This window comes from Streptomyces sp. NL15-2K (assembly GCF_030551255.1).
Lineage (GTDB): Bacteria > Actinomycetota > Actinomycetes > Streptomycetales > Streptomycetaceae > Streptomyces.
Window position 1 is genome coordinate 5457854 of the sequence record NZ_CP130630.1, and the last position, 12961, is coordinate 5470814.

The 12961-nt window shown below is 71.9% G+C and carries 8 protein-coding genes, 1 tRNA gene and 1 riboswitch; of the genes, 5 read left to right on the top strand and 4 right to left on the bottom strand.

Annotated features, from left to right (window positions below; translation table 11 throughout):
• Positions 1 to 523: 523 nt before the first annotated feature.
• Complete coding sequence (locus Q4V64_RS24430) at positions 524 to 1747, top strand: IS110 family transposase (protein WP_124445779.1); 1224 nt, start codon at positions 524 to 526, stop codon at positions 1745 to 1747.
• Between the two features lie 361 nt (positions 1748 to 2108).
• Here the strand turns inward: Q4V64_RS24430 and Q4V64_RS24435 are convergent, their stop codons facing one another.
• Positions 2109 to 4208, bottom strand: a complete 2100-nt coding sequence (locus Q4V64_RS24435; RefSeq protein ID WP_124440974.1) for an asparagine synthase-related protein — start codon at positions 4206 to 4208, stop codon at positions 2109 to 2111.
• Positions 4209 to 4959: 751 nt separating this feature from the next.
• On the opposite strand from Q4V64_RS24435, the gene Q4V64_RS24440 reads away from it, so the two are divergent.
• The 4 genes from Q4V64_RS24440 (at position 4960) to Q4V64_RS24455 (ending at position 10137) form a co-directional block, all read left to right on the top strand.
• Complete coding sequence (locus Q4V64_RS24440) at positions 4960 to 6384, top strand: MFS transporter (protein WP_124440973.1); 1425 nt, start codon at positions 4960 to 4962, stop codon at positions 6382 to 6384.
• Between the two features lie 92 nt (positions 6385 to 6476).
• Positions 6477 to 7706, top strand: a complete 1230-nt coding sequence (gene lhgO, locus Q4V64_RS24445) for an L-2-hydroxyglutarate oxidase (protein ID WP_253267039.1) — start codon at positions 6477 to 6479, stop codon at positions 7704 to 7706.
• Positions 7707 to 7855: 149 nt separating this feature from the next.
• Positions 7856 to 8692: a tRNA (guanosine(46)-N7)-methyltransferase TrmB gene (gene trmB / locus Q4V64_RS24450; protein ID WP_124440972.1), complete on the top strand. Its 837-nt coding sequence runs from the start codon at positions 7856 to 7858 to the stop codon at positions 8690 to 8692.
• 110 nt (positions 8693 to 8802) lie between these two features.
• A complete protein-coding gene (locus tag Q4V64_RS24455; protein WP_124440971.1) occupies positions 8803 to 10137 on the top strand; it encodes a PrsW family intramembrane metalloprotease in 1335 nt (444 codons plus the stop codon).
• 181 nt (positions 10138 to 10318) lie between these two features.
• Here the strand turns inward: Q4V64_RS24455 and Q4V64_RS24460 are convergent, their stop codons facing one another.
• The 3 genes from Q4V64_RS24460 to Q4V64_RS24470 all read right to left on the bottom strand — a co-directional run bounded on the left by Q4V64_RS24460 (position 10319) and on the right by Q4V64_RS24470 (position 12933).
• Positions 10319 to 11263 carry an aldo/keto reductase gene (locus Q4V64_RS24460; protein WP_124440970.1) on the bottom strand — a complete coding sequence of 315 codons (945 nt, stop codon included), beginning with the start codon at positions 11261 to 11263 and terminating at the stop codon, positions 10319 to 10321.
• An 83-nt stretch (positions 11264 to 11346) separates the two neighbouring features.
• Positions 11347 to 12375, bottom strand: coding sequence for a M23 family metallopeptidase (locus Q4V64_RS24465; protein ID WP_124440969.1), 1029 nt, complete (start codon positions 12373 to 12375; stop codon positions 11347 to 11349).
• 12 nt (positions 12376 to 12387) lie between these two features.
• Positions 12388 to 12544, bottom strand: a riboswitch (cyclic di-AMP (ydaO/yuaA leader).
• A 315-nt stretch (positions 12545 to 12859) separates the two neighbouring features.
• Positions 12860 to 12933, bottom strand: a tRNA-Met gene (locus tag Q4V64_RS24470).
• Positions 12934 to 12961 lie beyond the last annotated feature (28 nt).

Below are 12961 nucleotides of genomic sequence, written 5' to 3' on the forward strand. Positions count from 1 at the left end.
GTTGCCCGGGGTTCGCTGGGCACCCGGCGTGGGCGCGGGCCCCACTGGGGGCTCCGCCCCCAGACCCCGGGCCTATGCCCACCCCACCACCCGACTCGGTCAGTTGAGAGGTGATCCCTTGGGGGCTTCGCCCCCAGACCCCCAGACCCCGGGACCCCGGGACCTTCGCCCCCCACGCCCCGACTCGGACCACCGAGAGGCGCCCCCCTGGGAAGGCTCCGCCCCCAGACCCCCAGCCCCCCGGACCTTCGCCCCCGTTACCTTTTTCGTGGCCCCGCAATGGGGCGCCTGGCCCCCGGGTCCGGTATGGCTGTGTGCCCCCTGTCGTACGGATGACCTGGGGGGTGTTGCCGCCGGGCTTCGGGGCACCGCTTGACCGCTGATGAGGGGCCTGACGACCGCCTGGTCCGGCGCAATGCCGGGCCGTTTCACTGGTGGCATGTCTGCGTAACGTGGTTGCCGGCGTGTGGTGCCGCAGGGACGGCCGGGAGTTGAGGAGACGAGTGGCGAGGGGCACGCGTACATGGTCGACACGACCGCGATAGATCTTTTCCTCGGCCTGGACCTGGGCAAGGAGTTCCACCACGCCCACGGCCGGACCGAAGACGGCAGAACCGTGCACGACAAGCGGCTGCCCAACACCGAGCCGAAACTGCTGGAGCTGTTCACCAGGCTGGTGGCGAAGTTCGGCACTGTCCTGGTGATCGTGGACCAGGTCGCCAACATCGGCGCGCTGCCGCTGACGGTGGCCCGCGCGGCCGGCTGCCGGGTGGCCTACCTGCCCGGGCTGTCGATGCGGCGGGCCGCCGACCTGCACCCGGGCGAGGCCAAGACCGACGCCCGCGACGCGTTCGTGATCGCCGAGACCGCCCGCACCATGCCGCACACCCTGCGCGCGGTGGACCGCGACGACGAGGTGCTGGCCGAGCTGACCATGCTCACCGGCTACGACAACGACCTGGCCGGCGAGGTCAACCGCGCCACCAACCGGCTGCGCGGCCTGCTCTCTCAGATCCACCCCTCTCTCGAGCGTGTGCTCGGCCCGCGCCTGGCCTACCCCTATATCCAGGCGCTCCTCCAACGGCACGGCTCCCCGGCGAGACTGAGGAAACTGGGCCGGGCCCGCTGCGAGGCCCTGCTCAAGGTGCACGGTTCGCGCAAGGCCCACCACCTGACCGCAGAGATCTTCGACGCGCTCGCCGAGCAGACCCTTGTCGTGCCGGGCACCGAGGCATCCGCGCTGATCGTGCCGGGACTCGCCGCCCAGCTCGCCGCCGCCCACACCCAGCGCCGCCAGGCCGAGCAGGAGATCGCCGCCCTGCTGGAGGCCCTCCCTCTTTTCCACCTCCTGACCTCCCTGCCCGGCCTGGGCGTCAGGACCACAGCGGCCGTGATCGTCGCGATCGGCGACGGCACCGGCTTCCCCACCGCCGGACACCTCGCCTCCTACGCCGGACTCGCCCCCGCCACGAAGTCCTCGGGCACCTCCATCCGCGGCGAGCACGCACCCCACCGCGGCAACCGGCTCCTCAAACGCGCCCTGTTCCAGGCCGCGTTCGCCGCGATCGGCTGCAAAGCCGACCCGTCCTCCCGGATCTACTACGACCGGCAACGCGCACGCGGCAAGACCCACACCCAGGCGATCCTCCGCCTGGCCCGCCAGCGCGTGAACGTCATCCACGCCATGATCCGCACCGGGGCCCTCTACGAAGCACGCACCCCGAACGACGTCGACCTCGCCGCCTGACGACTCCACCGCCCCTACCCTCCAAGCCCCATCACGCCCGCGCACCGGCACGGCCACTCCGGCCCTGCCGGCCACCGGGATGCCCATCAGCCACCCGATCCGCCAGGAACATCCCGCTTCGCGGGACGTTCCCGAAAACCACGATCAACCCCTACAAGCCGACCCCCCGGGGTTGACGAAACAGATAGGGGCACCCCCCCCCCACGACCCAACTCGGACCACCGAGAGGCGACCCCCTGAGGGCCCCGCCCCCGACAACTCGGACCGTCGAGAGGCCACTCCCTGGGGGCTCCGCCCGCCACCCCCGGACCTTCGCCCACCCCACCACCCCACTCGGACCACCGAGAGGCGACCCCGCCCCTCAAGCGAACGCGTTCCCTCCCCCAGAAGCCAGTGCCCCCCTCTGGGGTCTGATTCCCGCCGGTACCGCCCGCTGGCGGGCCGGTGTTCCTGTCCAGCAGGTGCCTCTGCGGGCCAGGAGGCGGCCCAGCCACAGTTCCAGGGAGACCAGGTCCGCCAGGCCGTCCAGGGGCAGGGGTTCGCCCTCTGCCGCCGCGCGGAGGGCCTTGCGGACCACTCGGGCCTCCACCAGGCCCGCCTGCGCGAGCAGCGGCGTGCCGAAGAGGTCGATCAGGGAGTCGGCGGCCACCCGTAGGCCCGTGCGGGCGGCGGCTGCCGAGGACGCGTGGGACGGGGCGCCCCAGCCGGGCGGGAGGTCGGCGACGCCGGCGCCCTCCAGGACCGTGCGGAGGATCGCCGCCCGTGCGCCCGGCTTGACCCGCAGCGCCTCCGGCAGGGCGCGGCAGGCGCGGACGACCTGGTTGTCGAGGAACGGCGTGTGCAGGCGCTGGAAGCGGATCTCGGCGGCCTGCTCCAGCACGCGCAGGTCCGCCGCGTGCCGGGCCAGGGCCGCCCGCGCGCGGAAGTCGCCGGGGCGTTGGCCGGGGCCGACCCCGGAGCGGTGGGTGGCCCCCTGGAGGCGAACCGATACTTCAGCGAGTGCCTCGCCGGTCAGCCAGCGTGCGGCGGGGCCGGGTCTGGCCCAGGTGAGCGCGGCGAGGGAGGCCCCCACGGCGCCTCCGGGCTCGTCGAAGCGGCGCTGCATGAGGCGGTCGGCGAGGACTTCGAGGCCGCTGCGGTACGGGGTGCGGGACAGGCGCCGGGCGGCGCTGTACACGCGCGCGGGCACCAGCACCGAGCCGTCCTCTCGCGCCAGGGCGGCGACCGGGCGTACGAGGTGGCGGCGTTTGCGGTCCATCAGCAGGTCCGCCAGGCGGGCCGGGTGTGCGTCCAGGACCTGGCGGGCGCCGTAACCGGTGAAGTGGTCCGCGCTGCCTGAGGCGAGCCGCGCGCGGTGGCGGGCCGCTGTCACCAGGGACGGGCCGGGTTCGTCGGTCAGCGGGCCGTCCAGGTCGGCGTACGGGAGTGTCTCCTCGCCGCCGGCCACCACCACGTGGTGCAGGCGGGGGTTGGCCGCGAGTGTCCCGGCCCGTTCCACCTCGGCCTCCCGGCCGCCGACCACCAGGTCGTTGAAGGTGACCGCCAGCAGCCGCTCCCCCGCGCCCGTGCCGTGTCCCAGGACCGTGCCCGGCATGCCCGGGAGGCCGGCGGCGAGCAGGGCCAGGGTGGCGGAGGCCGGGCCGCCGGAGAGGTCCGCCCCGATGCCCGGAACCGGCATCCCGCGCGCGGCACGGCGTTCGGCCGGGCCCATGCCGGGGACCGGCCCGGGGTCGATGTCGGCGCCGGGGACGTGCCGAGGGGCCGACAGCCGGGCCCGGACCGCGTCGACCAGCGCGTCGCGCACCGCGTCGACCGCCCGGTCGGGGTCGGCGGAGGGCGCCGCCACCGCCAGCGAGGCGACCGGCTCGTACCCGGCGATCTCGCGGGCCCCGGTGCGCAGGATCAGCGCGTGCCCCGGCGGAATGCGCCGTACGCCGTCGTAGGGGGTGGAGTCGTGCAGCGCGGCCGGCACGTCGGGGGCGGCGAGCAGCGCGGCGAGGTGCCCGAAGTCGAGGTTGGCCTCGATGAGGTCGGCGAGGGGCAGCGCGGCCGTGGCGTAGGCCGTGCCCTGGGCCCAGGGGGTGTAGAACACCGGGCGGGCGCCGGAGAGATCGCCGCAGACGGTGATCCGGCGGCCCACCTGGACGACGGCCGTGTAACTTCCCGGCCAGGCCGTCAGATGCCGAAGTGCGCCCCCGCGCGCGGCGAACAGCCCGACCCGCAGCTCCTCGTCGGAGGCGCCGCAGATGCCGAGGACGGCGATCCGGGTCTGTGCGTCGGCCTTCACCACCCGCACTTCGTCGGGGCGCCAGTCGCCGACCGCCCACAGGGGGTCGGGATCGCCCCACAGCAGTTGGGAGCCCACCGGGTGCAGGGTCTCACCGTCGTGCCCGGTCGCCCCCGCCGAGCCGATCGCGGGGGCGCCCGCGGCGGTGCTGCTCCATCCCACCAACCACCGCATCGACGCCTCCACAGGCTGTGGACAACCAGTGCACCGTTCGAACCGGTCACCATGCTGCCATGAAGGACGCGCACCGGAGGGGCAGCGGAGCCGCTTGTGCTCCCGGGAATGCGCCCCGGCGGATACTCCCCCACCGCTCCCTCCTCGTGTCGAACACCCGGGCGAGGCAAGGAGATCGAGGGTGGAGGGGAGGATGATCGAGAGAGACCGGCAGGGCGACTGCGACGCGAATGCGCCCCCGATACGCTCCCCAAAAACACCGAACGCGCCCTCAAGTGCCGTGGTAGAAGGGCTGATGCCCTTGACAAGGAGGGGTCGATTTTCGGCCAAATCGGCGTAGCCGGAGCGGCCTTGACCCACGCTCCGCACACGCTCCGTACAGGCTCCACCCACCACTCGGCGACGCGTCAGCCCGGGAGACGTCAGTTCGCCCCCCGGGCCGGTCCGCCGCCCGCGGGGATGGAGGCGGCGGCATCCCCCAGCCCACTGGATCCAGTACAGCGGGCCGACCCACGCACGAGCCATGGAACCGCTTCCCCGGTGGCCGGAGAAGAGCGCACGGACGGGCGCACGGCCACACAGCGGGAGCACGCCGCAACTCCCTGTGTCTGAGCCGCACTTCAGTACGGACCACAATCCCGCCATCCGGAAGAATGCCCCTTAACGCTTGGGATGCGGCGAACTACGCTGGGTTTACGAATGCCGCGTGGTTATGCCAGCGCGGCAGCCGTCTGTGTCGAGGGGTGGCGCAATGTCCAGGGAGCAACGCGGGCCGAACGAAAAACTCGGCGCCGTTCTCGCCCTCGCGGGAATCAGCAACGCAGGACTCGCGCGACGCGTCAACGATCTTGGCGCTCAACGCGGGTTGACTCTTCGCTACGACAAGACCTCGGTGGCCCGCTGGGTCTCCAAGGGCATGGTGCCGCAGGGCGCCGCACCGCACCTCATCGCCGCCGCGATCGGCCAGAAGCTCGGCCGCCCGGTGCCGCTCCACGAGATCGGCCTGGCGGACGCGGATCCCGCACCGGAAGTGGGCCTCGCCTTCCCCAGAGACGTCGGACAGGCGGTGAAGTCGGCGACGGAGCTGTACCGACTCGACCTCGCCGGACGCCGCGCCGGCTCCGGCGGCATCTGGCAGTCCCTGGCCGGTTCGTTCGCCGTGAGCGCATACGCAACGCCTGCCTCTCGGTGGCTGATAACCCCGGCCGACAGCTCGGTCGCGCGCGAGGTGAACCCCGCCGAGGGCTCCGGCGCACCGCTCAAAGTCGGCCACAGTGATGTGCAGAAGCTGCGGGAGGCAGCCGAGGACGCCAGGCGCTGGGACTCCAAGTACGGAGGCGGCGACTGGCGTTCGTCCATGGTCCCCGAGTGCCTGAGAGTGGAGGCGGCACCGCTGCTGCTCGGCTCGTACTCGGACGAGGTGGGCCGGGCGTTGTTCGGCGCCTCGGCCGAGCTGACCCGCCTCGCCGGGTGGATGGCCTTCGACACCGGCCAGCAGGAGGCCGCACAGCGGTACTACATCCAGGCGCTGCGCCTCGCGCGCGCGGCGGCCGACGTCCCCCTCGGCGGGTACGTCCTGGCCTCCATGTCCCTCCAGGCGACCTACCGCGGCTTCGGCGACGAGGGCGTCGACCTCGCCCAGGCCGCCCTGGAACGCAACCGGGGCCTGGCGACCGCCCGCACCATGAGCTTCTTCCGCCTGGTCGAGGCACGCGCACACGCGCGCGCGAATGACGCCCAGGCGGCCGGCGCGGCCCTGAAGGCGGCCGAGGGCTGGCTGGAGCGGGCCCGCGAGGGCGACAACGACCCGTCCTGGCTCGGCTTCTACTCCTACGACCGTTTCGCCGCGGACGCCGCGGAGTGCTACCGCGATCTGAAGGCACCTCGCCAGGTGCGCCGGTTCACCGAGCAGGCGCTGTCGAAGCCGACGGAGGAGTTCGTACGCTCGCACGGGCTGCGACTCGTCGTGTCGGCCGTCGCCGAGCTGGAGTCCGGCAATCTCGATGCGGCATGCGAGCAGGGGGTGCGGGCGGTGGAGGTCGCGGGGCGCATCTCGTCCGCGCGTACCACCGAGTATGTGAAGGATCTGCTGCACCGGCTGGAGCCGTACGGGGATGAACCGCGGGTGGTGGAGCTGCGGGAGCGGGCTCGGCCGTTGCTGGTGACTCCCGCGTAAGCGCTCCGCTTGGGGCGCGGGGTCGGGACGCGTCTGCCTGGCTCCGCGTTTGAAAGGGCTGTCAGTGGCGCAGTGCACTATCGAGGTGGGAGGTGGTGCAGGTGGCGTCGCGGGTGTCGGGGGTCTCGTACGACTGTGACGTGCTCGTGGTCGGTGGTGGGATCGTGGGGCTGGCCACCGCGTATGCGATCACGCGGGCCGCGCCGGGCACGCGGGTGACGGTGCTGGAGAAGGAGCGGGGGCCGGCCCGGCACCAGACGGGGCGCAACAGCGGGGTGATCCACAGCGGGATCTACTACCGGCCCGGCTCGCTCAAGGCGCGGTATGCCGTGAAGGGCGCCGCCGAGATGATCAAGTTCTGCGCGGAGTACGACATCCCGCACGCCGTCACCGGCAAGCTGATCGTCGCGACACAGCGGGAGGAGCTGCCGCGACTGCACGCGCTGGTGCAGCGCGGGCGGGAGAACGGGATTGCGGTACGGGAGCTGGGCGCGGCCCAGATCGCGGAGTACGAGCCGGAGGTGCGGGGGCCGGCGGCCATACACGTCGGGACGACCGGGGTGTGCGACTTCGTGGGGGTCGCCCGGCAGCTGGGCGTGGCTTCGGGGGCGGAGATCCGGTACGGGGCGGAGGTGGTGCGGATCGACCGGCGGGCGGGGCTCGGGGTCGCCGTGCTCACCGGGGGCGGGGACGTCGTACGCGCGCGCGTGCTCGTGAACTGTGCCGGGCTGTACTGCGACGAGATCGCTCGGATGACCGGGGACGAGCCGGGGATGCGGATCGTGCCGTTCCGGGGGGAGTACTACTCGCTGGCGCGGCCCGAGCTGGTGCGGGGGCTGGTGTATCCGGTGCCGGATCCGGCGTTTCCGTTCCTCGGGGTGCATCTCACGCGCGGGATCGACGGGGGCGTGCACGTCGGGCCGAACGCGGTGCCGGCGCTGGCGCGGGAGGGATACGGGTGGGGTGTGGTGCGGCCGCGGGAGCTGGGGGTGACGCTGGCGTGGCCGGGGGCGTGGCGGATCGCTCGGCGGCACTGGCGGTACGGGGCGGGGGAGCTGCGGCGGTCGGTGTCGAAGGGGGCGTTCGTCGGGGCGGTGCGGAGGTTGCTGCCCGGGGTCGAGGAGGGGGATCTGGTGCCGGCCGCGGCGGGGGTGCGGGCGCAGGCGGTGTTGCGGGACGGGACGTTGGTGGACGACTTTCTGATTCGGGAGGGGGAGCGGGCGGTGCATGTGCTGAACGCGCCTTCACCTGCGGCGACGGCTTCGCTGCCGATCGGGCGGGAGGTGGCTCGGCGGGCGTTGGCGGTGCTGGGCGCGGTGTGAGGGGCGGGTGTCTGGGCGCGGTGTGAGGGGCGGGTGTCTGGGCACGGTGTGAGGGGCGGGTGTCGGAGGTTCGAGAGGTGAACCACACCCCGGGCCGACTCCGTCGGCCCCACCGAAGGCCGGGTGCCCCTACTAAAATCGACCTCACTGTGTCTGACTACCTCCACACCCCCGAAACCCCCTCCGCCCCCCACGTCCGGGCCAAGGGCGAGCCCCGTTTCCCGGACGGCCCCCAGGCCGATCCCGCCGGGTCGCACTTCGAGCGGCGGATTCGGAGTTTTCAGCCGCGGCGGAGTCGGGTGACGGCCGGGCAGGCGGACGCGTTGCAGCGGTTGTGGCCCAAGTGGGGGCTCGACATCGACGGGCAGCGCGTCATCGATCTCGGTGAGCTGTTCGGGAACGGCAATCCCGTCGTGCTCGAGATCGGGTTCGGGATGGGAGAGGCCACGGCCCGGATGGCCGCCGCCGATCCGGACACCAACATCCTCGCCGTGGACGTGCACACCCCGGGGCAGGGCAATCTGCTCGGTCTCGCCGACACGAACAGGCTGTCCAACATCCGCGTGGCCAACGGGGACGCGATCATCCTGCTGCGCGAGATGCTCAGGCCCGACGCCCTCGACGGCCTGCGCGTGTACTTCCCCGACCCCTGGCCGAAGAAGCGGCACCACAAGCGGCGGCTGATCCAGCCGGAGTTCCTCACGCTCGCCGCGACTCGGCTCAGGCCGGGTGCGCTCGTGCACTGCGCGACCGACTGGGAGCCGTACGCGGAGCAGATGATCGAGGTGCTCACGGCGCACCCCGACTTCGAGAACACGCAGCCGGGCGGCGGTTTCGCGCCACGTCCGGCCTTCCGGCCGCTGACCCGTTTCGAGGGGCAGGGACTGGACAAGGGACATGTCGTGAACGACCTGCTCTTCCGCCGCGTACAGCACGAGGACCAGCAAGAGAGCCGACAAGAGAACCGGCATCAGAACCGGCAGTAGAACCGGCCGGAAAGCCCGCACGAAAGCCGGCTCGAAGACCATCCCCCCACCGGCGCCTGAGCCGCCTCACGCTCCTGCGGCGGCGCCACTGCCTCGTTAGGGTCAATGCCGTGGCCACCTGTCCCCCGTACCCGACGCACCCCAGTGATCCCGCCGGCGGCGCACTGCGGCACGCGCACTGGTGGCAGAAGAGGTGGGTGCGTTACGGCGCGCTGATCACCCTCCTCACGCTCTCCGGGCTCGTCATCCTCGCCCTCGTCCGCGAACAGACCGGCACCGAGGGTTTCCTGGTGGGGCTCGGGCTCGCGGTGCTGCCGGTGCCGCTGCTCATAGCCGCCTTCCGGTGGCTGGACCGGGTGGAGCCCGGCCCCTGGCGGAATCTGCTGTTCGCCTTCGCCTGGGGCGCCTGCGCGGCGGCGCTGATCGCGATCGTCGCCAACAGCTTCGCCACCAGATGGATAGCGACGGCGACCGCCGACCCCTCCAGCGCGGACACCATCGGGGCGACCGTCATAGCGCCCGTCGTGGAGGAGTGCGCGAAGGCGGCCGCCGTCCTGCTCGTCTTCCTCTTCCGGCGCCGGGACTTCACCGGCATCGTCGACGGGGTGGTGATAGCCGGGGTCACCGCCACCGGCTTCGCGTTCACCGAGAACATCCTCTACCTCGGTACCGCCTTCGGCACCGACCAGCTCACCGGCGACAGCGGGATCGTCTCCGTCACCGCGGCGACCTTCTTCGTGCGGATCATCATGTCGCCGTTCGCGCACCCGCTCTTCACCGTCCTCTCCGGCATCGGCTTCGGCATCGCCGCGCTGTCGGGCGACCGCCAGCCTGTGAGGCGGGTCCTGCTCCCGGTGTCCGGGCTGCTGCTCGCGATGGGCATGCACGCGATCTGGAACGGCTCGTCGACGTTCGGCGAGTACGGCTTCTTCGCCGTCTACGCGGCCCTCATGGTGCCTACGTTCGGGCTGCTGACCTGGCTGGTCATCTGGACCCGGCAGCGCGAGCTGAAGACCGTACGGGAGGAACTGCCCGCGTACACCGTGGCGGGCTGGCTGACCCCGGCCGAGCCGTACGCGCTCGGCTCGATGCGGGCCCGGCAGCTGGCCCGCGACTACGCCCGGCACCACGCCGGCCGGCCGGCGGCACGGGCGGTGGCGCAGTACGAGGCGTACGCGACCTCGCTGGCGTTCCTACGGCGTCGGGGGCGCCGTGGCCGCGCGGGCGCCGACTTCGTCGTACGGGAACGGGAGTTGCTGCACGAGCTGTGGCGGCGCCGGGAGGTGGCGCGTCCCGCCCTGGACCACGCGGCACGGGTGACGGCCCCGCCGGTGGCGGTGACCGCGCCGCCGTGGCCGGTGTACGGGGTGTACGGGTACGGGTATCCGGCGTCCCCGGCGTCCCCGGCGGTGCCGTATCCGGCCTACAACCCGTATCGGACCTGACCGATCACCGAAGGCTGCGGCGAACCACGGCACCGCCGGCTCCCGCCGTCGCGGCTGAACGCCGTCGCGGCGGAGAGAGGCGGCCGAGTGCGGAGGGCGGCCGGGGGCGGCCGGAGGCGGCCACCCGAAGCTCGAGCCGCCCAGTAGAACCCGCCCGCCCGGGAATCAGGCCGCCCGAGAATCAGGCCGACGCCTCCGTCAAGCGGGCGATCTCGGTCTCCGTCAGGTTCAGGTCCGCCACCCCCACCAGCGCGGGCAGCTGTTCCACCGTCCGCGCGGAAGCGATCGGGGCCGCCACCGTCGGCTGGGCGGCCAGCCACGCCAGGGCCACCGTGGCGACCGGAACGTCGTGGGCCTGGGCGATCTCGTCGAGGGCGGCGAGGACCTTTTGGCCGCGCTCGGTCTCGAGGTACTTGCCGGCGCCCTCGGCCCGTGGGCTGTCGACCGTCGTACCGGGGCGGTACTTGCCGGTGAGGAAGCCGGAGGCGAGCGCGTAGTACGGGACGGCGGCCAGGCCGGCGCGCTCGGCGAGGTCCCGCAGGTCGCTCTCGTAGGGGTCCCGCGAGACCAGGTTGTAGTGGGGCTGGAGGGCCACGTACCGCGCCAGGCCTTCGCGGTCGGAGAAGGCGAGGGACGCCTCCAGCCGCTCGGCGGAGATGTTGGACGCGGCGATGTGGCGCACCTTGCCCGACCGCACCAGCTCGTCGAGCGCGCCGATGATCTCCTCGACCGGCACGTCCGGCTGGTCGAAGTGGGTGTAGTAGAGGTCGATGTAGTCGGTGTCGAGGCGGCGCAGCGAGGCGTCGGCGGCGGCCTTGATGTTGGCGGCGGACAGGCCCCGGTACTCGGGGTGCTGGCTCACCTTGGTCGCGATCACCACGTCCGCGCGGTTGCCGCGGGCCTTGACCCACTTGCCGAGGACGGTCTCGGACTCGCCGCCCTCGTTGCCGTCGACCCACGCCGAGTACGAGTCGGCCGTATCGACGAAGTTGCCGCCCGCGGCCGTGTACGCGTCGAGCACGGCGAAGGAGGCCGCCTCGTCGGCGGTCCAGCCGAAGACGTTGCCGCCGAGGGAGAGCGGGAAGACTTCGAGGTCAGAGTTACCGAGCTTACGAAGGGAAGTCATGCTGTAGATCAACGACCACGGCGGAGCGCCTCATTCCAGAGGCGCTCGCAAAAACCGCGTAAATCAACCGGGCTGACCGGATGTCAGGGGTTGAGGCCCTTGCTGCGCAGCCAGGCCATCGGGTCGATCCCGTTGTCGGCCCCGCCCGGGTGGACCTCCAGGTGGAGGTGCGCGCCGGTCACGTTGCCCGTGGCGCCCACGCGGCCGATGACATCGCCCGTGTTGACCTTCTGGCCGACGCTGACGCTGATCGACGACTGGTGGGCGTACCAGATCTCCGTACCGTCGTCGAGGGTGAGCACCGTCTTGTAGCCGTACGACCCCTCGTAGCCGGCCTGGGTGATCGTGCCGCTGTGCACCGCCTTGATCAGCGTGCCCGTGGGCGCGGCGAAGTCGAGGCCGGTGTGCTGGCCGGAGGACCAGTAGGCGCCGGACTGACCGAAGGTGGAGGTGATGGTGTACGAGGACGTCGGCAGCGTGAACTGCCTGGCCAGCTCGGCGAGGCGCTCGGCCTCGGCCTTCTGCCTGGCCGCCTCCTCCGCCTTCTCCTTCGCCGCGGCGGCCTTGGCCTCGGCCTCCTTCTCCGCCTTGGCGACCGCTTCGGCGGCGGCCTTCTCGGCGGCGGCCGCGGCCTCGGCGGCGGCCTTGCTCTCGACCTGGTCCTGCTGCTGCTCGGCCTGGGCCAGGATCCGGGAGCGCAGCGCCTCCCCGGCGCCCGAGGTCCCCTGCTCGGTGTCGGCGGAGGCCACACCGACGCTGCTGAGCGCGGTCGCGGAGCCTTCGGGGGCTTCGTCGTCCGATATCAGGGAACCCACGTTGGGGAGGTCGGGCATGGAGATGGACACCGGCGGCTTGCCGGTCTGCGCGCTGGCCATGCCGCCCGCGCCGACGGCGGCTATGACGCCGACGCCGAGGACGGTGGAGCTGCGGGCGAGTCCGCCGCGCTGCTTGGCGACACGGTGCCGGCCGCGTATGGGTCGGATGGACTCCTCTGTGGGATTCCACTCCGTCCAGGGGCCCTCGTCGGTGCGGTAGTCGCCGTAGCCGAAGGTCTCGCTCTCGCGCTGGCTCGGCTCGAACGGGGCTTCTGGGGCAGGCCGGTTGGACGCCACGTGGGGCGCACTCCTTTCCTTCCTTCTCGCCTACCGGGTTAGCTGACGGGTTCGGAGCAGGAAGGTCTCCTACGCGCGTATACCTGCCGTGATTTCACGGTGGCATCCACGCGATTCACCCCAAGTGGTGGTTCCCCGGTTCCCTTGCGGGATTCGGCGCGTGCGCACGGAGCCGCCTCTTGTGACGGCTGGGACGACCGCGCTGCGTTATCGAACGTTAATAGACCCGGGGGCTCGTTTCCAAGCTGTTCCGCTTGATCATTAACGTTTTCGCCCTGGACTTACGGCCCATGACCGGCGAAAAACGGGCGAGTTGGCCATGCCTCAGGTGTCACACAGGTATTGACGGTGTGTCAGTTGTTATGCGGAGAGGGGTCACCTGATCACCATCCGTGACAACGGTTTCAGGATCACAGAACGATCGCGGAGCGCACGAAAAAACCGAGGGCCGGAACCCTTTCGGATTCCGGCCCTCGGCCTTCAGTAGCGGGGACAGGATTTGAACCTGCGACCTCTGGGTTATGAGCCCAGCGAGCTACCGAGCTGCTCCACCCCGCGTCGGTAATCACTAGTGTACGCCATGCGA

Coding starts and splice junctions, on each gene's coding strand:
- Q4V64_RS24440 (WP_124440973.1), top strand. CDS start 4,960: ATGTCCAGGGAGCAACGCGGGCCGAACGAAAAACTCGGCGCCGTTCTC.
- Q4V64_RS24430 (WP_124445779.1), top strand. CDS start 524: ATGGTCGACACGACCGCGATAGATCTTTTCCTCGGCCTGGACCTGGGC.
- Q4V64_RS24435 (WP_124440974.1), bottom strand. CDS start 4,208: ATGCGGTGGTTGGTGGGATGGAGCAGCACCGCCGCGGGCGCCCCCGCG.
- Q4V64_RS24460 (WP_124440970.1), bottom strand. CDS start 11,263: ATGACTTCCCTTCGTAAGCTCGGTAACTCTGACCTCGAAGTCTTCCCG.